Here is a 19973-nt window from a genome sequence, read left to right on the forward strand (position 1 = left end):
TATCATGAAAGCGTACAAAAAAATAGTACTGGCGGGTGGCAATGGTTACCTGGGTACAGTGCTGGCCAAATATTACAAAGATTTGGCCGATGAGGTCATTATCCTGGCCCGCAAGCAAGCCCCGGCTGTCGGCAACATCCGCACGGTAGTTTGGGATGGCAAAACAGAAAACGGATGGACTGTGCAGCTCATTCACGCCGATATGCTTATTAACCTTTGCGGTAAAAACGTAAACTGCCGCTATACCAAAAAGAACAAGGCCGCGATCATCGCCTCACGTGTTACGCCTACCAAACTGTTGGGCGATGTGATCCATAAAATGGTTGATCCGCCAAAGTTGTGGATCAACATTACCTCTGCCACCATTTACCGCCATGCCGAAGATCATCCGCAGGACGAAGCAACCGGCGAGATAGGTTACGGTTTCAGCATCGACGTATGCAACATTTGGGAAAGCACTTTCTTTAAGTGCGAAACACCTGAAACCCGTAAAGTAGCTTTGCGGCTGGGTATCGCCCTTGGCCGCAGCGGCAGTGTTTTTCCGCGCCTGCTCAACCTGGTAAAAATAGGAATGGGCGGCCGGCAAGGCGATGGGCAACAATACCTGGCCTGGGTGCATGAGCACGATGTAGCCCGCAGTACTCAATTTTTGCTTGATCATCCTGAAACGGAAGGCGTATACAATTGTGCCGCACCGTATGCCGAAAAGAACACCGACTTTATGCAACTCATCCGCAAAGCATATGGTATGCCTGTTAGCCTGCCCGCACCACAATGGCTGTTGGAGATTGGCGCCCTGGTTATCGGCACCGAACCGGAACTGATATTAAAAAGCCGTTGGGTGAAACCGCAGCGTTTAATGGATGCCGGGTTTACCTTTCAGTATGAAAAGGCTGAGCATGCAATACATGATATATTGAGTATAAGGGGGTAGGGATCGTCTCTATTCCCTATGCCTGTGTCCTTACAGGCATCTCGCCTCTATGCTGTCGGCTTACCGGATCAACAAAAGGATAGCGATTTGTGAGGACACAGATCGCGGAAAAAAGAAGTGTTATATTAATTTATCTTGGCAAATGCACAATTACGACGTAGCCATAATAGGATGTGGCATTGCTGGTATGGCAACCGCAATGAGACTCCAGGCGGCAGGTAAATCAACCTTAATTTTAGAGGCACATGGCCAGCCTGGCGGCTGCGCCGGCTTTTATTCCAAAAAGGGATTTAGTTTTGATGTTGGTGCAACCACGCTTGTTGATTTTGAACCAGGTGGCATTGGCGGCGAATTGCTTGGTGCCGTCGGTTTACAAATGCCCGAATCGGAGCCTTTGGATTATCAATTATGGCTGCCCAATAAATCAATCCACTTATATTGCGACAAAAGTAAATGGCACCAGGAAAGGGCAGAAAAATTGGGAAATTCCCCTGCTCATCTTAAATTCTGGGCGTTAATGGATAAAATGGCATTGGTTTTTTGGAATGCAAGCCGCAAAGGTATCAAGCTACCTATTCAAAATGTTGCAGATGCTTTACATGCTGCCAGGGCAATTGGCATTGGTAATATATCATTAGTGCGTTTTTTGAATTACACTGTGGCAGATGCATTAAAGAAATATGGTCTTGAAAACGACCGGGAATTAAAAGCTGTATTATCTATGCTGGTAGAAGATACGGTAAACAGCACGCTGGAGGAAGCGCCATTAATTAATGCAGCGCTCGGGATAACTATCAGGGGCGCGGGGTTACGAAGGGCAAAGGGCGGGATGAGAGGCTTTTGGGTAAATTTAGCAGCACATTATAAAAAATTGGGCGGCGTACTGTTGGTTGGTCAACAGGTTGAAAAATTGGAGATGGTGGATAAAGAATATGTTCTGATAACAAGAAAAGGAAAATTCAGGGCCCGCCAGGTAATAAGTGCGATACCGGCCGAAAATACCATGGTCATTGCCCCGCCTAACATAAAGCAAGTTTTAGAGCAGTATGTTAAAAGGGATAAAGATCGCTATGAAAGTGCAGTAGTCGTTTTTTTGGGTGTGCCCGAATCTGAGATAGCCTGCCAGGATCTTACACACCACCAGCTATTTTACAATTATGATTTGCCATTAGGCAACGGGAATAATATGTTCATTTCTGTTTCGGCCGCCGGCGACACAGATAGTGCGCCTGAAGGGTATAGGTCGGTAATGATTTCCACTCATTGTAAACTTGCTGAATGGCAAAATCTTAACGAAGAAGAATACCAGTTAAAAAAAGAAAATATAGGAAACCATTTGGTCGCCCTGGCCAAGCGGATCTATCCGCAGTTGGGAACAAACGCCATCGTATACCAGGTGGGTACTCCCCGAACCTATCAGCGATTTACAGGCAGGATAAATGGCACAGTTGGAGGCGTTAGGCAAAATTTACACAATTCAAATTTCAAGGCCATGCCCCACGATATTGGCGTAAAAAATTTTAGAATGGTGGGCGATACCACCTGGCCCGGACTTGGAACCGTAGCCTGTATTGTAGGCAGCAAAATCGTGGCCGATCAACTCCTGAAGGAGTAATTTACCTCCCCGATGCCTGTATCCTCACTGGCATCTTGCAGGTATAACGTCGGTTTACCGGATCAACTGGATAATATCTATCTGTGAGGACACAGATCGGGGAAGGGAAGTATGCCACTTCTTTTTTCACCGTTAAAGCCATCTTTTCGGGTTGCCTTTTCATTTCGGTACGTTTTACATATCTTCAACCAACATATTTAAAAAATCATGTCTTTTAATTCAGATAGGATATTCACCGAAACTCAAAAATTTGATACTCCAGGGGCAAAGTTTATCGCAATTATACTATCAGTAGTTTTTGTTGCGGGACTTACCTATTCATTAATCGCACCGGTTAATTCTATCCCGGCTGGTATAGGAATTGGACTTTTTGGCGGTTGCGGTATTATGATCGTGGTGGATAAATATGTATTTTTTAAAAGCTTGGTTATAAAAATTGACGAGCAAGGCATCTTTCTGAAGGAGAGGCCTTCAAAAGTCGAAATACTATGTAAATGGGATAATATTGACCAGGTGTTTATCCGCGATCGCTTTTTAAGATTAAGAAGCACTCATAAAAACGGAATGGGGTATAACTTAAAAGCTAATAATGGTATTCAGATTATATTTAAAAATGGCGAAAAAATCCAGATAGGAATACAAAATATAGAAGAGGCCAAACTTGTAATTGAGCATTATCTTAAAACACAAGTGCTAAATTTTAGTAGTTAAATTTCCTCCCAATGCCCGTGTCTCCACAAGCATCTTACCGGTATGTCTTAGTTTACCGGATCAAATGGAGAATGGCGATCTGTGAGGACACAGATCGGGGGACACAATTTACTGAAATTAGCTATCCTTCTTCGCCACCTCTTTCGTCATTTTCAAAGTAAGCAGCAGTAATAGCCCCAAAGCAACTACAATAGCCACCCAAATCAATACCGTATAATCCTTGCCTGCTTTGGTTTGGGCCTGCAAAACAGTATTGTTTTTAACAACAGCTCCGTGGCCGATGGTTGGGATATTATCTTTTATGCTATCGGCAAAAAACTTCAGGTCGTACTCGGGTGCCTGCGCGGTCGAATCGCCGGCCAACAGGCGGTAGCTTTGTTTGCCATCAAGATAACTCACCAGGTATTGATCGGTTTGGTAGGCATCAATGCCGGTAATGGTTAATGGCTGGTTATCGCCATTGGCAATCTGTAATAACAGTTGGCTGGCCTTTGCAGAAAATAGCAGATTGTTGTTTTGGGTTGAGTTTAATTCAGCCTCGGCAACAGCTTCTTTATAACCGCCAATAATTTGGTAAACCATTATGTTCCGCCTGAAGTATTTAGGCGCGCTGATATTTAAATGCAGCTTATTTACCTGGTAATTATCGTTTAGTTTGATGTTGATGAAGGTGGTTTTGTTACTATCAGCACGCGTAAACTGAAGCGAGGGCACGGGTGTATAAGCCAGCGTTTTGGCATATTCGGTATAAATACCGGCCTGCAAAAACTTAATGGGCGTTTTGTTTTTATCGTTTACCAGCATTTTTAAGTAACGATAGCTGCTGGCCGGGAACGAGAGCAATTGCATGTAGGTGCCTTCGCTGTTTTGTACTGCCTCCTGCAAGGGGATGTTTTCCTGTATGGCAAACCATTGCTGCAGGTCGTCGCTGCCCATCAGGTTTACCTTGCGTTGTACTGCAGTGTTTTGCAGCTTTATCCACAGCTTATCAAGGGCCAGGCCTGTTTTATTTTCAACAATATAAGTGGTGCCGGTATCGATTGGCAGGCGCGTATCTATCCGGTTAAAAACCACAAAGCTTTGCTGGTTTTTTTGGGGCAGACTACCGGCCTGTATATAAGGTACAAAATTGCCCTTGGCATCGGCAATGCGGATATCGGCCATATCATTCCCGGCCTTGGCCACAAAACCGGGCTTCAGGCTGATGCGGTAAAAGCCCGTACTATCCACCTGTTGCAGGGCAGCTCCATATTTAAAGCTTTTTTGTGCCGATGCCGTAAACATCAGTACGCAAAAAAAAGCGGTTAAGGCAATGTTAGTCTTCCTTATTTTTAGCAGTTTCATCATCAACAATAATTTTTTTAACCTTTTGATACATAAAGGATATAATGAGCAGCAAAACACCCAGGCAAAAGAATGCCGCTATTTTTCCGGCTTGTGGTATATCTACAATATCATAAATAAATAGTTTAACCAGCGTGATAGAAAACAGGGTTAGCGATACTATGCGCATGGTGCGCATTTTATAACGCATACCCAGCCACATGAGCGCAAATGATAGCAGACCCCATAATATAGGCAGGGTGGTTTTAACGTAAACTGTTTCTATCCGTTCAATGGAGTGCATTTTACTGTAAAATACCAGGTTGCTAAGCAGGCAAAATTCCAGGCTTAAAAATACTACGATGCCGGCACTCAGTATCCAGGTGAAAAGCGTTTTCATACCATCGTCCATAGTAGTTTGGCAAAGGCGGATGGTACGGTAAAATAGCAGGCCGATAAACGCGGCACTTATCCAATGCGCTGCAAAATGGCCCGATGGTACTTTTTTGCCGGTAAGCATATCTGTCAACAAGCCAAAATACTGTGGCATTAAAACCAGGTAAATGATAATACAAACCCAAAGGACACCTATACGGATGTTGTTGCTGAATTGAATTGCTGATACTTTTAACGATACCAGGTAATAGCCCAATATAAAAGCCGGCGTATACAGCATCATGTACAATATATTGAGCGACGCCTCGGGATACCTGTTTAAAAACTGGTGATTAATTTCGACAAGGCCGCTTAAAAATAATAGGACCAGCCCTACGGTGCTAAATATATGTTTGCTGAATTTTATACCGGCGTCGTCGTTTTCGTCGCGGCTTACCAGCACCGATAACAGGAACGAGCTGATGGCGGCTACCAGTGTTGTAATAAAACCCCTGTTGGCAATAATGGTAAGCTTAATGAGGTGATCGGGGTAAATCTGGTACCAGTCCATCAAGAGGCTTAATAACAAGGCTACCCATAAAATAAGCGAGGTAAGCTTCATTAATTTGATTGATGAACGGAGGTATAACCAGTAAAGTACCACCGTTTCGGCAGCCCAGAACAGGGTAATGCTGTTGCCATGAAGTTGAATAGGCGCAGCCAGCGATATAAAGGTGAGCGTAATGCCAATTAGCAGGTACAATACATTGGTATCAACCTTGCGGTTACGGAACAGGATGTATGACAGGATGAGGTTTACTACAGCCAAACTCAAACAAAACAACCCGCGGAATTGCTCCTGGTGCATAGCGGTGAGCAGGTACAAGCCGGCCGCAAAATAAAGCCCGGTATTGATCAGCAGGATGCTGAAATCCGAACCGATAAATTTTTTATTCTCCTTAACGTTATTAGCCACATTGATGGCAAAGTAAAGCACATAAAATATGCTGCCGTAAATTAATCCGTAATGATAGGTTGGCGCCGTAAGCGCATACAACACCCCACCAAATACAATGACCGTAAACGCGAAAGACACCATGTTGAGCACGCGCCATGCTTTATAATAAGCGATGATGAGCAGGCCGGTATTCAGTATCAGCAGGTAAATAAATAAAGCATCGTAATTGGCCTTCCCGGTGCTCACCATAAATGGGCTGGCAAAACCGCCAACAAGCGCAATGATAGCCAACTCCTGCTTATCGTAAAGCAATGACAGCAGCACCGCGAAAATGGTAATGACGATAAGGATTACGAATGATACCGTTTGAGTGAACAGGTTAAACTGGTGATAGGCCAGTGTTATAGTAAAATAAAATACCGCTAAACCGCCACCGGCCAACACCGAGCTGAAGGCTTTATAACTGTTGCGTAACCAATGGGCAATGCCTACCAATATAGCGCCACAGGCAATGCCAATACCCACACGGCCGGCAGGGCCAACCCAACCGCTGTCAATAGCGAATTTTACAAAGTAACCTATGGCCAGCACTAATATGGCGATACCTATTTTGTTAACCAGGTTTTCGCCGATGAATTTCTCCAGGTCGGGGTAGCGTTCAAAAAAGGAAAGTTGGGGCTCTTCGGGTACGGGTGGGGTGGGTGCGTTTGTTTTTACCGGGCGGTTAATAGCAGGTATGCCATCGCTGATCACCTCGGGTTGCCTTTCAATCTTAACGGGTTCCGGCTCAGGTTTTATTGCTGGTGGAACCGGTGGCGGTATAGGTGTAACAGGAGGTTCCGGAACTTTTACAACCGGGATTTCTTTGATAACAGGTTGGGCCACTTCTTCGAGTTTGCGCGGTTCTTCCGTAAGTTTGGATACCCGTAAATGTTCAATCATCCGCTTTAATTCCAGTATCTGGGTTTCAAGCGCTTCTATATGGCGGGCAACGCTGCTTTTGTTGTTTACAATTAAAACAATAATCAATATGAGTAAAACAACGATAAAAAAATCCATAGCCTTAGGTTTATTAAAATTAAAGATAGCGGAATTATGAAACTAATGTGCGTTTTAAATAAATAAGGAGGTTTCTTTCTTCAACGTAGAGCAGCATAATTGCGTCTCCCGCATGCAAATCCAAGCGGGCAAACCCGTCGCCTGCCTGCACAGGCAAGTGCATCTGATTGGGTTAACATAACTTAACACATTTCAGATAAGAAATTTATAAATATTTGATAACCAATATATTATATTTTATCATGGTTAACACTAAAATGATAGCAATTTACTCGCATCTAAATATTTGTGCCTGTTTTTGGCCAATACAAGTTCCTCCGGTAGGCAGATCATTTAACAGGGAGCAGCCAATAAAGACAAGTCTACTGTATGCAAATCCAACCATGAAAATCTGTTACCTGTCTGCCAGAGACGCAATTATGCGTCTGTACAAAAAAAGTGTTGCAGGATTAAACAAAATGGTAATTCTCCATTCACCCTATAATTATTTTAATTGTAATTTAGCACTTAAGCACTTGCTAACCACATCATAACCCACCTTCCATGAAAATTGTATTTAAAGCCGCGTTATCGCTGTTTTTTATCCTGGCTGCACTTGCCGGCCATGCGCAATCCATTAATCCAGTACTGCTAAAAAGCCAATGGAAAGCGGCCTGGATCACCGTGCCCGGCGAATCGCTGAAAGACTATGGGATATACTATTTTCGCAAAAACATCGACATAAAAGACAAACCAGCCACATTCATTGTGCACATATCTGCGGATAACCGATACAAATTATACGTAAACCAAACGCTGGTATCCTTAGGCCCGGCCCGTGGCGATACCTATTACTGGAACTACGAAAGTGTAGACCTGGCGCCTTATTTTAAAGCCGGCAATAATACAATCGCCGCCGTGGTTTGGAACGATGGCGACTACCGGCCCGAAGCGCAGATCTCGATCCAGACAGGATTTATTATGCAGGGCGATGGCGAGGCTGAAGCCATTATTAATACCGATAAAACCTGGAAAGGCATCCGCGACAAAGCATACAAGCCCATTGTAGGCGTTGGGTACGGCACTTATTACGTAGCCGGCCCCGGCGAGCGGGTGGATATGAATGCCGGTATTGCTAACTGGAATGCCGAAAAGACAGATGTTAGCGGCTGGAAAAATGCCGCTAAGATAGAAGGGGGGAAACCCAAAGGTTTGCCGAACGCCTTTGGATGGATGCTGGTACCTTCATCTATTCCGCCGGTTGAGCTGACCTACCAGCGTATCCTGGTATTACGCAAGGCCGAAGGGATTACCGCCCCCAAAAGCTTCCCGGCCACTAAAACAGCTATAACCATTCCTGCAAATACCACTGTTACCTTTTTGCTCGACCAAACTTTTTTAACCAATGCTTTTGTATCGTTTAACTTTAGTCTTGGTAAAAATGCCGGCATCAGCCTTAGTTATGCCGAAACATTATTTACCAAACTGCACGGCCCCGGCGGTCTTGAAAAAGGCAACCGTGATGATGTGGATGGTAAAATATTTTCGGGCCGAAGGGATAGCATCGTATCTGATGGAAGCGCTGGCCAGTCATTTAATACACTCAGCTTTCGCACGTTCAGGTATATTGAGTTAAAGATAACAACCGCCGGCCAGCCTTTACAGGTAGACGACGTATACGGCACTTTTACCGGCTATCCTTTTAAACTAAACGCAAAGCTTGACGGCACAGCCGAAATGAAAAAGATGCTGGATATTGGCTGGCGCACAGCACGCCTTTGCGCAGGCGAAACCTATTACGACTGCCCGTATTACGAGCAGTTGCAATATGTGGGCGATAGCCGCATACAGGCCCTGGTATCGTACTACAACAGCGGCGACGACCGCCTGGTGCGTAATGCCATTAACCTGATGGATCACTCGCGCATTGCCGAAGGGGTTACCTTAAGCCGTCACCCATCGTTTTCGCCCCAGATTATTTCAACCTTCTCGCTATGGTACATAGGCATGCTGCATGATTATTGGATGTACCGGCCCGATAGCGCTTTTGTGCAAAGCAAATTGCAGGGTGTAGAAGATATACTGGCATTTTTCAGAAAATATCAACAACCCGGCGGTTCGTTAAAAAGTACCCCGTACTGGAACTTTGCCGATTGGGTGGGCGGTAAGGGCTGGGATTTTGGTACGGCCCCCGTAAGCGCAAACGGATCATCGGCTTTGTTGGATCTGCAATTGCTTTGGGCTTACCAGCAGGCTTCCCAAATGGAAGCCAAATTTGGTATACCCATCATCGCGCAATATTATCATGACATGGCCAACACGTTAAAAGGCACTATCCAACAAAAATATTGGGTACCCGGCAGGCAACTATACGCTGATGTAGAAGACCAGCCACTGTTTTCACAGCATACCAATTCGCTGGCAATTTTAACAGGCATGGTAACCGGCGACCAGGCATCGGCCCTTGGCAAAAAGCTGATGACCGATACAACGCTTACCCAATGCACCATCTACTTTAAATATTACCTGCACCAGGCCCTAATTAAAAGTGGTTATGGCGATGATTACCTGAAATGGCTTGATATATGGCGCAGCAATATCCGGATGGGACTTACCACCTGGGCCGAAATATCTGACCTGCAACATAACCGGTCCGACTGCCACGCCTGGGGCGCCAGCCCAAACATCGAGTTTTACCGTACCATTTTGGGCATCGATAGTTATGCTCCCGGTTTCAGCAAAATAAAAATAGAGCCGCACCTGGGCGATTTAAAAAAAATAGGCGGAGAGATCCCTCATCCTAACGGAAAAATTGCCGTAAAATATGAGTTTAAAAAAGAAAAATGGGATATAGAAGTTATTCTACCGCCCGGCGCATCGGGTATTTTTATCTGGAAAGGGCAAAATCACGCCATTAATCCCGGAAAAAACAAAATAATTGTCTAAAAACAATAAAAAAGTATGATTTATATCATGTTTTTTAGGAAAATACCAATAAATGAAGCATTTTTGTGTCGTTTTTGCCACGTTTCGGTAAAAAACATTGGTTTTTTGTTTGAAAAGAAAAAAGCAACGCTAACTTTACTCTTGCAATGTTTATTAGTTATTGTATAAGTTACACTTGCGTTAATTACATATTTAACAATCAATTATTATTAAAAATGTGATATTTACGCGCTACAGTTATTAAACAGGCCCGCCCGGTAACAGGAGGCGGCTGACAGGTAAATACAATAAAGATGGATGGGTCATGGTTGTACTATTAATTATACTGCCAATGATAGCTTCATCATAATTTAACAACAAAAAACACCGATGAAAAACACTCCATCCCAGTTTAAAATTCTTTCAATCGATATCGGCGGTTCGCACATTAAGGCAACCATTTTAAATATCAAGGGCGAGCTTAAAATGGATTACGATAAGATAGCCACGCCAGCCCCGGCCAGCCCCGAGAACGTGATTAAAGCTATTCAAACCCTGGTGAAGAAATTCCCTGGTTATGACAGGATTTCGGTGGGCTTTCCTGGTTATGTAAAAAACGGCGTAGTTAAAACTGCCCCTAACCTAAGTACCAAGCTATGGGCCGATTTTGACCTGGCCAAAAAACTAACCGATGTATTGGGCAAACCTACACAAGTAGTAAATGACGCCGATATGCAGGGTTTGGGCGTAGTAAAAGGCAAAGGCCTGGAAATGGTAATTACCCTGGGCACCGGTTTTGGTACCGCGTTGCTAATGGATGGCCACCTGCTGCCCCATTTTGAACTGGCACACCTGCCTATAAAAGAAGGTAAAACCTACGACCAGTATATTGGCGAACGGGCCTTGGAAAAAGAGGGCAAAGAGAAATGGAACAAGCGCATACAAAAGGTTTTTGAGATTTTAAAAACTGTATTCAATTACGATACTTTATATATAGGCGGCGGCAACTCTGATGAGTTAACGTTTAAACTGGATAAAAACATGAAAATTGTAACCAATGCCGATGGCATTAAAGGCGGCGCGCGGTTATGGTTAAATGACGACGACAGCAAAACCAAACGCGCTATAGCAACCCCAACAGCATAATATACAATACCCAAAAAGATAATGGAAAACACACAGGACATAGAAAAATTAGCAATAGATACCGTACGGATCTTATCGGCAGATGCAGTGCAAAAAGCAAACTCGGGCCACCCGGGTACAGCTATGGCGCTTGCACCTATGGGCCACGTTTTATGGTCAAAAGCATTAAATTACAATCCTAAAAACCCGGATTGGGCAAACCGCGACAGGTTTATACTTTCATGCGGTCATGCTTGTATGTTGCAGTACAGTTTTTTATACTTAACCGGTTACGATTTAAGTTTAGATGATATCAAAAACTTTCGCCAGCTAAACAGCAAAACTGCCGGTCACCCGGAGTATGGTTTGGCCCCTGGTATTGATGTTACTACCGGTCCGCTGGGCCAGGGCTTTGCAAATGGTGTTGGCTTTGCCATTGCGCAAAAACACCTGGCAGCACGCTACAACAAACCTGGTTACGATCTTTTTAACTACCACGTTTACGCTATTGTGAGCGATGGCGATATGATGGAAGGTGTAACTTCTGAGGCCGCTTCATTAGCAGGGCACCTGGAATTAGGTAACATTATCTATTTATACGATGATAACCACATATCTATAGAAGGTGCTACAGATATTACTTTCAATGAAGATGTAAGCGCACGTTTCCGTTCATACGGCTGGCATGTACAGGATTTGCCTGATGTTAACGATACGCACGCTTTAGAGCTGGCCTTAGTAAACGCCAAAGCCGAAGCGCAAAAACCATCATTGATCCGTGTGCGCTCATTGATCGCTTATGGCAGCCCTAACAAGTCGGGCACTGCAGGTTCACATGGTTCGCCGCTTGGCGCCGATGAAATTAAACTGGTTAAGGAGTTTTTTGGCTTCGATCCGGATAAATCATTCAATGTGCCTGATGATGTGTTGAAATATTACCATGATAAAGGTGGCCGCGGTGGTGCATCCGAAGAAAAATGGAACAAGCTATTTGCCGATTATAAAAAAGAATATCCTGAATTAGCAGCCGAATATGAAACCGCGTTTAAAGGCGACCTGCCCGAAGGCTGGTTAGATAAACTGCCGGTATTTAAAGGCTCTGATCCTAAAATGGCTACCCGCCAGGCATCTGGTAAAGTTTTAAACGCCATTGCGGCAAGCTTGCCTAACTTAATTGGCGGCGCGGCAGATTTGGCCCCATCAACAGAAACCAACCTGAAAGGGTTTGATTCGTTCACATCCGAAAACAGGAGCGGCCGTAACTTTCACTTTGGTATCCGCGAGCATGCTATGGGTTCGGCATTAAATGGTATGGCTTTAACCAAAGGTTTGTTACCGTTTGGCGCGACCTTCCTGATGTTCTCTGAATATATGCGCCCGCCAATACGTTTGGCTGCCATAATGAAGATAAACCCGATATTTGTTTACACCCACGATAGTATAGGTTTAGGCGAGGATGGTACAACCCACCAGCCGGTTGAGCAATTGGCTTCTTTACGATCTATCCCTAATGTAACCACCATCCGCCCGGCAGATGCCAACGAAAGCGCGCATGCATGGCGTGTGGCTATCCAGAAAAAAGATGGACCTACTATATTGGTATTTACCCGCCAGGGCTTACCTATCCTCGACCAGGATAAATATGGTAAAGCCGAAAACCTGGAGAAAGGTGCTTACATCCTATCCGAAGCCAGCAAAAATCCCGACCTGATATTAATGGCAACCGGATCTGAAGTTGCCTTGATTATGGATGCGCAGGTAAAACTGGAGGCCGAAGGTATATCAACCCGCGTGGTAAGTATGCCATCATGGGAGTTATTTGAAAAACAGGATGCAGCTTATAAGGAATTAGTATTCCCTAAAGCATACCGCAAACGTTTGGCTGTTGAAATGGCATCCCCAATGGGCTGGCACAAATACACCACCGACGAAGGCGATATGCTGGGCATGACCACCTTTGGCGAATCGGCCCCGGCTGATGACCTGTACAAGCATTTTGGTTTTACAGTTGATAACGTAGTGGCGCGAGCTAAAGCTTTATTGTAGTATCAAGTAGTAAGTATCAAGTAGCAAGATTTTATCTGCGACTTGATACTTATCTATCGCTTCCAATTGAAGCTGTCTTGATACTTGATACTAAATACTTGATACTCAAAAATGAATTGGGATAGTAGTTTAATTAAAAACCTTGCGTGGTCGTCAGAGATCATTAATGCCGCGGGCAAGCAAAAGGTGGCGCAGCTAATTGCCGCTAAAGTAAAGGATGGCGATGTGCTTGGCGTCGGCTCGGGTTCTACGGTGTACATGGCCTTGCTGGCTATTGCTGATAGGATCAAGACGGAGAAGCTAAACGTTTTAGCTATCCCCACATCGTTAGAGATTTCGATGTTTTGCACCAAGCTGGGCATACCGCTTACTACTTTGTTTGAGCACAAACCCGACTGGCTGTTTGATGGCGCCGACGAGGTTGACCCGAACAACAGCCTGATTAAAGGCCGCGGCGGGGCAATGTTTAAAGAAAAACTGCTGATTGCATCCAGTGCGGTTAACTATATTATTGTAGATGAATCCAAAATAGTGGATAAGATAGGTACAAACTTCCCTATCCCTATTGAGGTATTTCCGCAGGCGCTGTTATATGTAGAGGCCGAATTGCAAAAGTTAGGAGCCAACAGCATCGTGATCAGGCCGGCCAAAGGCAAGGATGGCCCAATTATATCCGAAAACAATAACATGGTTTTGGATTGCCGCTTTGATGATGTGCCGCTAACTTTAGAGAAAGATATAAAGGGAATTACCGGCGTTATCGAGAGTGGCTTATTTATAGGGTACAACCTCGAAATTTTGGTAGCATCTAATAATTAACATAACGATGAGAATCAAGAGTCAAGAGCCAGGAATCAAGAGAAGCGCAAAAAATGCCTTGATATAGAAATTAATAATCTAAGAACAATAAATTAGGCTACTATCGTTGTGTTTCTTGATTCTTGACTCTAATATCTTGACTCTAATTTGTTACGCTGGTGTAACCGAATGATGATATTTAGCTTACAATAAATAGAATATTAACAAAGAACTTTACAAAACGGATCAAACGAATACATTTGCAGGAAATATCTATCAAATTCATAGGCATTCGCAAATCTGAAATTCAATCCAATAAAAAATATAATATTAAAAACCGACCAATATGGCAACCAACAATGTAAAACAGATACATGATTTCGGACAGAGTATCTGGCTTGATTTTATCGACCGCGAAATCATCGCATCCGGAAAACTGCAAAAACTAATTGACGAAGATGGCGTAAGAGGCGTTACCTCAAACCCGGCTATTTTTGAAAAAGCAATAACCGGCAGCGCTGATTATGATAATGATATCAGGGAACTTTCGGCAACCACCGAAGATAACGAAGAGATATTTTTTGGTTTGGCTATAAGCGATATTCAGCAAGCTACTGCCCTGTTTAAAGGCGTGTATGACGAATCGAACAAAGTTGACGGCTATGTTAGCCTGGAAGTTTCTCCGTTTTTGGCTTTAGATACCGAAGGTACCGCCAAACAAGCCGAAGAGCTTTGGAATAAAGTTGACCGCGAAAACGTAATGATCAAAATTCCTGGTACAAAACCGGGTTTGGCGGCTATTCAGCAATCCATTGCAAAAGGTATCAACATTAACGTTACCCTGCTTTTTGGTTTGGAGCGTTACGAAGAAGTAACTGAAGCCTATATTTCTGGTTTAGAGGAGCATTTAGCTGCGGGTCATAAAATTGCACACATATCATCAGTAGCCAGCTTCTTTTTAAGCCGTATTGATGTTATTGTTGATCCGCTGTTGGAAGCAAAAGGCGAAAAAGCTTTAGTTGGCGAAGTAGCTATTGCATCGGCTAAAAAAGCATACGAAATATACAAAAGGGTATTTAGTACCGAAAGATGGCAAAAACTTGCTGCCGAAGGTGCACAGCCACAACGTTTACTTTGGGCAAGTACAGGCAGCAAAAACCCTGCATTTAAAGATACCAAATATGTAGAGGCTTTAATTGGCCCTGATACTGTTGATACCGTTCCTTTAGAAACTGTTGAAGCTTTCCGCGATCATGGTATTGCTGCCAACACGCTTGAAGCAGGTTTAGATGAAGCAACAGCAACATTGGCCAAATTGAAAGATTTAGGCATCGATCTTGACGCCATTACCCAACAACTGGAAGATGAAGGCATCGAAAAATTCAATAAACCATTCGAAAAACTGTTAAAAGCTATCGAAGATCAAAAAAGTAAAGTAGCCTAAACGGCTTTATGGAAACCGCAAACGTAAAGATCCTTTTTTTCGACGTAGGAGGTATTTTATTGTCGAACGGGTGGGGGCATGAGGCACGCGAGGAAGCAGCCAAAAGGTTTAACCTTGATTATGCCGAAGTAAACGCCCTGCACAATTTCATTTTCAACGTATATGAAATTGGCAGCATCACCTTAGATGAGTACCTGGATACGGTTATATTTAACCATCCCCGCGATTTTGTAAGGGAAGATTTTAAGGATTTTATTTATTCTACCTCGTATGAGTTGCCGGATATGCTGGCCTGGCTTAAGGAGTGGAAAAAAGATTGCGGTTTCCGTATTATATCCCTTAATAACGAGGGCAAAGAGTTAAATGATTACCGCGTGCGTAAGTTTAAACTACACGATGCATTCGATGCATTTGTATCATCGTGCGAGGTAAAAATGCGCAAGCCCGATCCGGGCATATGGCAACTGGCCATGGGTATTGCCCAGGCATCGCCCCAGCAATGTGTGTACTTTGATGACAGGATGATGTTTGTTACCACGGCCCAAAAACTTGGGATCCGCTCGTTTCAGCATACCAGTTTCGAGACCACCAAAAAAATATTAGAAGACCTTAAAAAAGAAAACCTCAAATAACATGAGCGCAACAACAGATAAATATGCTTTTGGCATGATAGGCTTAGGCGTTATGGGCCGCAGCTTACTACTTAACATGGCCGATCATGGCTTTGCAGTAGCCGGGCATGATAAGGACGCCGCAAAGGTATCGTCATTAAATGATGAGGCCGGCGACAGGGCCGCTAAAGGCTTTGGCGATGTAAAAGAATTTATACAAAGCCTTACCACACCACGTGCCATTATGATGCTGGTACCTGCCGGTAAAATTGTAGACGCAGTAATTGAGGAACTTACGCCGTTATTGGAGAAAGGCGATATTTTAATTGATGGCGGTAACTCGCACTTTACCGATACCAACCGCCGTGTTGATCAATTGGAGGCTATTGGCCTGCACTTTTTTGGCATGGGTGTATCTGGTGGCGAAGAAGGTGCCCGTCGCGGCCCAAGCATGATGCCGGGCGGCGATAAGGATGCCTACGCAGTAATGAAACCGATATTTGAAGCCATTGCCGCTAAAGTTGATGGCGCACCATGCGTAACCTACATTGGCCCTGGTGCATCTGGTCACTTTGTTAAAATGGTGCATAATGGTATCGAGTACGGTATTATGCAGGTAATTGCCGAAACTTATGAGATACTAAGGAAAGGCTTGAAGCTGGATAACGATTCGATCCAAAAAATATTTGCTGAATGGAATGCCGGCCGCTTACAATCATTCCTGTTAGATATTACCAAGGATATTTTTGCCTACAAAGTTCCCGGAACAGATCACCTGTTACTGGATGATATTAAAGATGAGGCAAAAGCCAAAGGTACCGGTAAATGGACATCACAAGTGGCTATGGACCTGGTTACACCTATCCCAACCATCGATACTTCGGTATCTATGCGCGATTTATCTAAATACAAGCACCTGCGCGAAAAGGCTTCAACCCTTTACGGTTCTGAAATTGAACTGGCAGGCGATAAAGATGAATTACTGGTTGCATTGGAGCAGGCTTTTTACTTTACATCTATAGTTACTTACGCACAGGGCATGCACCTGCTGTCAAAAGCATCTGAAGAGTACAAGTATGACCTTCACCTTGGCGAGATTGCCAAGATTTGGAGAGGCGGCTGTATCATCCGTTCGGAGTTTTTGAACGATATTTTTAATGCCTATAACAAAGACCCACAACTGCCGCATTTATTATTGGACAGCGATGTTCAAAAACTGGTGAGTGAAACACTTCCTGGGATTAGGAAAATTTTATCTGGCACAATAGCGGCCGGTGTTGCGGCACCGGGATATGCATCGGCTTTAAGCTATTTTGATGCTTTCCGAAGCGAAAAGATGCCATCGAACCTTACACAGGCCCAGCGCGATTATTTTGGCGCACATACCTACGAGTTGATAGGCAAAGAAGGAACCTTCCATACACAGTGGACCAAAGCCGAAGACTAAACATAAACCATTAAAAGCTGATCACAATGAGCGCAAGCACGAAATCAGACCCTACCATATTTATCATTTTTGGCGGAACGGGCGATTTAAATTCCCGTAAAATAGCCCCGGCCCTCTATAATCTATATTTAGATGGCTGGATGCCTAAGCAGTTTTCGATAATTGGTACCGGTCGTACAAAATTAACCGACGAGCAATTCAGAGAAAACCTGCATAACGATATTAACCAGTTTTCGCGTAACGGTAAAACCGACGATAAACAATGGGCCGAATTTGTAAAAAATATTTACTACCAGGTATCAGATGCTAATGACTTTGAAACCTACAAGGAATTTGGAAAACGAATTGAAAAACATAATGCCGAGTGGAAAACTAAAGCAAACGTATTGTTTTACCTTGCGGTAGCACCTAATTTTTTCCCAATCATTGCATCCAACATATCAAAAGCCAAACTGGCCGACGATAAAAAACGGGTGCGTATCATTATCGAAAAACCATTTGGACACGACCTGGAAACAGCTAAGGAACTGAATGCCTTACTAAAAAGCATTTTTGACGAGTGCCAGATTTACCGTATAGACCATTACCTGGGTAAAGAAACCGTACAGAATATTATGGCTTTCCGCTTTGCAAACTCCATTATGGAGCCGCTGTGGAACCGTAATTATATTGAGCACGTACAAATCTCGGTTACCGAACAATTGGGCGTTGAAGAGCGCGGAGATTACTACGACGGTTCTGGCGCAATGCGCGACATGATCCAGAATCACCTGCTTCAATTGCTTTGCCATATTGCCATGGAGCCGCCGGTTAGCTTTAGCGCCGATGAAGTGCGTGACCGTAAGGTTGATGTATTAAAAGCCATGCGTAAGTTTACACCCGAAGATGTACGCAGTTCGGCCGTTAGGGGCCAGTACGGCAGCGGATGGATGAAAGGAAAAGAAGTAGCCGGTTATCGTGAGGAACCAAAAGTTAATCCCGAATCAAATACCGAAACTTTTGCAGCTATTAAATTCTTTATCGATAACTGGCGTTGGCAGGGTGTGCCATTCTATTTACGTACCGGTAAAAGAATGCACCAGTCATCATCGGTTATTACCATACAATTTAAAGATGTTCCGCATTTAATATTCCCAACAGAGGCCGCCGAAAGCTGGCAGCAAAACAGGCTCATCATCAGCATTCAGCCCGAAATGAGTATCCGTTTGCAGGTACAGGCCAAGCGCCCCGGAATTGATATGGTATTAAACGTGGTTGACATGGTGTTTGATTATAAAGGCACCTATACCAACCAGGCACCTGAAGCTTATGAAACCCTGATACTGGATACCATGATGGGCGATCAAACCCTGTTTATGCGTGGCGACCAGGTTGAAGAAGCATGGGCGTTGGTTATGCCTATACTAAGTACCTGGCAACATAAAAAGAGCCTGAATTTCCCTAACTATTCTGCCGATTCATGGGGGCCTGAAGCTGCCGAAGCCTTAATTGCCCGCGACGGCTTTAACTGGTTTACCTTACCGGTGAACGGAAAAAAATAGTAATTGTGGTTCGGGTTGCGTGGTGCGAGGTTCGGGTGCTTGGTTTATGAATAGATAGATTCTTTTCCCGAACCACGCAACACGACCCTCGCAACTGGAACCACGCAACACGGACCTCGAACCTAAAAAATATGAATTTAAATATCTTTAATACAGCCGATGAGGTGCTGATGGCGCTGGCAGATTATTTTGTTAAAATAGCCGATGCATCAATCACCGCAAGGGGTAAGTTTACAGTAGCCCTTTCGGGTGGTAGCTCGCCAAAAAAATTGTATGAGCTGCTTGCTTCAACCAGTTATGCCGACCAGGTAGACTGGACAAAAGTTTATTTCTTTTTTGGCGATGAGCGCAATGTGCCCCAAACCCATAAGGACAGTAACTACCTAATGGCCAAAACCGCCCTGTTTGATCCGCTGCTGATAAGCCCGGCCAACATATTTGCGGTTGATACCACATTTGAACCAGCCGACGCCGCTGCAAGGTATTGGGACATGATAGCTACATTCTTTGATGAAGATGAATTAAGCTTTGACCTGGTACTTTTAGGCTTAGGCGATAACTCGCATACCGCATCATTATTCCCACATACACCGGTATTGCATGATACCACGCCAGGTGTAAAAGAAGTGTGGCTGGAAGATCAGCAGGTTTGGCGTATCACACTGAATGCCCCGCTGATTAATGATGCCCGCTACATCGCGTTCCTGGTTTATGGTGAGGGCAAAGCAATTGCCGTACACCATGTACTGGAGGATGATGAAGACATTGAAGAATACCCTGCCCAACTGATAGATTCGATAGTTGGCGAAACGGAGTGGTTTTTAGACGAACCCGCCGCTGCAAACCTGCAGGAATTGGAGTAACTAAAACATTTCGATCAGAGATAAAAAAAGAGGCTGTATCATAAATCATGATCAGCCTCTTTTTTATTATTAATGGTTTATTGCTATAAAATCAATTAGTTATCTATGGTTTTATTTGTTTTAACAATCTGATTTTCATATATTTAAAGTATAGATATATGAGATATGGCAATCAGACAACCTGTTTTCAAACACTATGATCAGCAGCAAATATTAGCT

The 19973-nt window shown here is 44.0% G+C and carries 14 protein-coding genes; 12 read left to right on the forward strand and 2 right to left on the reverse strand.

Annotation, left to right across the window (positions count from 1 at the left end):
- Nucleotides 1–4: 4 nt before the first annotated feature.
- The 3 genes from AC1DV1_RS20070 to AC1DV1_RS20080 all read left to right on the forward strand — a co-directional run bounded on the left by AC1DV1_RS20070 (nt 5) and on the right by AC1DV1_RS20080 (nt 3260).
- Nucleotides 5–934 carry a TIGR01777 family oxidoreductase gene (locus AC1DV1_RS20070; RefSeq protein ID WP_477362499.1) on the forward strand — a complete coding sequence of 310 codons (930 nt, stop codon included), beginning with the start codon at nt 5–7 and terminating at the stop codon, nt 932–934.
- A gap of 142 nt (nt 935–1076) precedes the next feature.
- Nucleotides 1077–2549, forward strand: a complete 1473-nt coding sequence (locus AC1DV1_RS20075; protein ID WP_477362501.1) for a phytoene desaturase family protein — start codon at nt 1077–1079, stop codon at nt 2547–2549.
- A 207-nt stretch (nt 2550–2756) separates the two neighbouring features.
- Nucleotides 2757–3260, forward strand: a complete 504-nt coding sequence (locus AC1DV1_RS20080) for a hypothetical protein (protein ID WP_477362503.1) — start codon at nt 2757–2759, stop codon at nt 3258–3260.
- A 117-nt stretch (nt 3261–3377) separates the two neighbouring features.
- Here AC1DV1_RS20080 and AC1DV1_RS20085 read toward each other — a convergent pair whose 3' ends face one another.
- Together AC1DV1_RS20085 and AC1DV1_RS20090 are read right to left on the reverse strand one after the other, a co-directional pair.
- Nucleotides 3378–4607 (reverse strand): DUF3999 family protein, encoded by a 1230-nt coding sequence (locus AC1DV1_RS20085; RefSeq protein WP_477362505.1) that lies wholly within the window; start codon nt 4605–4607, stop codon nt 3378–3380.
- On the reverse strand, nt 4576–6975 hold the full coding sequence (locus tag AC1DV1_RS20090; RefSeq protein ID WP_477362507.1) for a DUF2339 domain-containing protein: 2400 nt from the start codon (nt 6973–6975) through the stop codon (nt 4576–4578). Before AC1DV1_RS20090 ends, AC1DV1_RS20085 begins: the two co-directional genes overlap by 32 nt.
- Nucleotides 6976–7518: 543 nt before the next feature.
- On the opposite strand from AC1DV1_RS20090, the gene AC1DV1_RS20095 reads away from it, so the two are divergent.
- The 9 genes from AC1DV1_RS20095 to pgl all read left to right on the forward strand — a co-directional run bounded on the left by AC1DV1_RS20095 (nt 7519) and on the right by pgl (nt 19754).
- Nucleotides 7519–9900 carry an alpha-L-rhamnosidase-related protein gene (locus AC1DV1_RS20095; protein WP_477362509.1) on the forward strand — a complete coding sequence of 794 codons (2382 nt, stop codon included), beginning with the start codon at nt 7519–7521 and terminating at the stop codon, nt 9898–9900.
- Nucleotides 9901–10269: 369 nt separating this feature from the next.
- Nucleotides 10270–11025: an ROK family protein gene (locus AC1DV1_RS20100; protein WP_477362511.1), complete on the forward strand. Its 756-nt coding sequence runs from the start codon at nt 10270–10272 to the stop codon at nt 11023–11025.
- Nucleotides 11026–11046: 21 nt separating this feature from the next.
- The gene (gene tkt / locus AC1DV1_RS20105; RefSeq protein ID WP_477362513.1) at nt 11047–13050 is read left to right on the forward strand and encodes a transketolase; all 2004 of its coding nucleotides are present in this window, start codon (nt 11047–11049) and stop codon (nt 13048–13050) included.
- Nucleotides 13051–13161: 111 nt separating this feature from the next.
- Nucleotides 13162–13869 carry a ribose 5-phosphate isomerase A gene (gene rpiA / locus AC1DV1_RS20110; RefSeq protein ID WP_477362515.1) on the forward strand — a complete coding sequence of 236 codons (708 nt, stop codon included), beginning with the start codon at nt 13162–13164 and terminating at the stop codon, nt 13867–13869.
- Nucleotides 13870–14194: 325 nt separating this feature from the next.
- Nucleotides 14195–15292 (forward strand): transaldolase, encoded by a 1098-nt coding sequence (gene tal / locus AC1DV1_RS20115; protein WP_477362517.1) that lies wholly within the window; start codon nt 14195–14197, stop codon nt 15290–15292.
- Between the two features lie 8 nt (nt 15293–15300).
- On the forward strand, nt 15301–15924 hold the full coding sequence (locus AC1DV1_RS20120; protein ID WP_477362519.1) for an HAD family hydrolase: 624 nt from the start codon (nt 15301–15303) through the stop codon (nt 15922–15924).
- 1 nt (nt 15925) lies between these two features.
- Nucleotides 15926–17350 carry an NADP-dependent phosphogluconate dehydrogenase gene (gene gndA, locus AC1DV1_RS20125; RefSeq protein WP_477362521.1) on the forward strand — a complete coding sequence of 475 codons (1425 nt, stop codon included), beginning with the start codon at nt 15926–15928 and terminating at the stop codon, nt 17348–17350.
- Nucleotides 17351–17376: 26 nt separating this feature from the next.
- The gene (gene zwf, locus AC1DV1_RS20130; protein ID WP_477362523.1) at nt 17377–18891 is read left to right on the forward strand and encodes a glucose-6-phosphate dehydrogenase; all 1515 of its coding nucleotides are present in this window, start codon (nt 17377–17379) and stop codon (nt 18889–18891) included.
- Nucleotides 18892–19022: 131 nt separating this feature from the next.
- Nucleotides 19023–19754: a 6-phosphogluconolactonase gene (gene pgl, locus AC1DV1_RS20135; RefSeq protein ID WP_477362525.1), complete on the forward strand. Its 732-nt coding sequence runs from the start codon at nt 19023–19025 to the stop codon at nt 19752–19754.
- Nucleotides 19755–19973 lie beyond the last annotated feature (219 nt).

The sequence above is a fragment of the Mucilaginibacter sp. P4_D1 genome (genome assembly GCF_056401935.1).

Bases quoted from the DNA above. Each gene is read 5' to 3' on its own strand.
- AC1DV1_RS20070 (WP_477362499.1), top strand. From the start codon at position 5: ATGAAAGCGTACAAAAAAATAGTACTGGCGGGTGGCAATGGTTACCTG.
- AC1DV1_RS20075 (WP_477362501.1), top strand. From the start codon at position 1,077: ATGCACAATTACGACGTAGCCATAATAGGATGTGGCATTGCTGGTATG.
- AC1DV1_RS20080 (WP_477362503.1), top strand. From the start codon at position 2,757: ATGTCTTTTAATTCAGATAGGATATTCACCGAAACTCAAAAATTTGAT.
- AC1DV1_RS20085 (WP_477362505.1), bottom strand. From the start codon at position 4,607: ATGATGAAACTGCTAAAAATAAGGAAGACTAACATTGCCTTAACCGCT.
- AC1DV1_RS20090 (WP_477362507.1), bottom strand. From the start codon at position 6,975: ATGGATTTTTTTATCGTTGTTTTACTCATATTGATTATTGTTTTAATT.
- AC1DV1_RS20095 (WP_477362509.1), top strand. From the start codon at position 7,519: ATGAAAATTGTATTTAAAGCCGCGTTATCGCTGTTTTTTATCCTGGCT.
- AC1DV1_RS20100 (WP_477362511.1), top strand. From the start codon at position 10,270: ATGAAAAACACTCCATCCCAGTTTAAAATTCTTTCAATCGATATCGGC.
- tkt (WP_477362513.1), top strand. From the start codon at position 11,047: ATGGAAAACACACAGGACATAGAAAAATTAGCAATAGATACCGTACGG.
- rpiA (WP_477362515.1), top strand. From the start codon at position 13,162: ATGAATTGGGATAGTAGTTTAATTAAAAACCTTGCGTGGTCGTCAGAG.
- tal (WP_477362517.1), top strand. From the start codon at position 14,195: ATGGCAACCAACAATGTAAAACAGATACATGATTTCGGACAGAGTATC.
- AC1DV1_RS20120 (WP_477362519.1), top strand. From the start codon at position 15,301: ATGGAAACCGCAAACGTAAAGATCCTTTTTTTCGACGTAGGAGGTATT.
- gndA (WP_477362521.1), top strand. From the start codon at position 15,926: ATGAGCGCAACAACAGATAAATATGCTTTTGGCATGATAGGCTTAGGC.
- zwf (WP_477362523.1), top strand. From the start codon at position 17,377: ATGAGCGCAAGCACGAAATCAGACCCTACCATATTTATCATTTTTGGC.
- pgl (WP_477362525.1), top strand. From the start codon at position 19,023: ATGAATTTAAATATCTTTAATACAGCCGATGAGGTGCTGATGGCGCTG.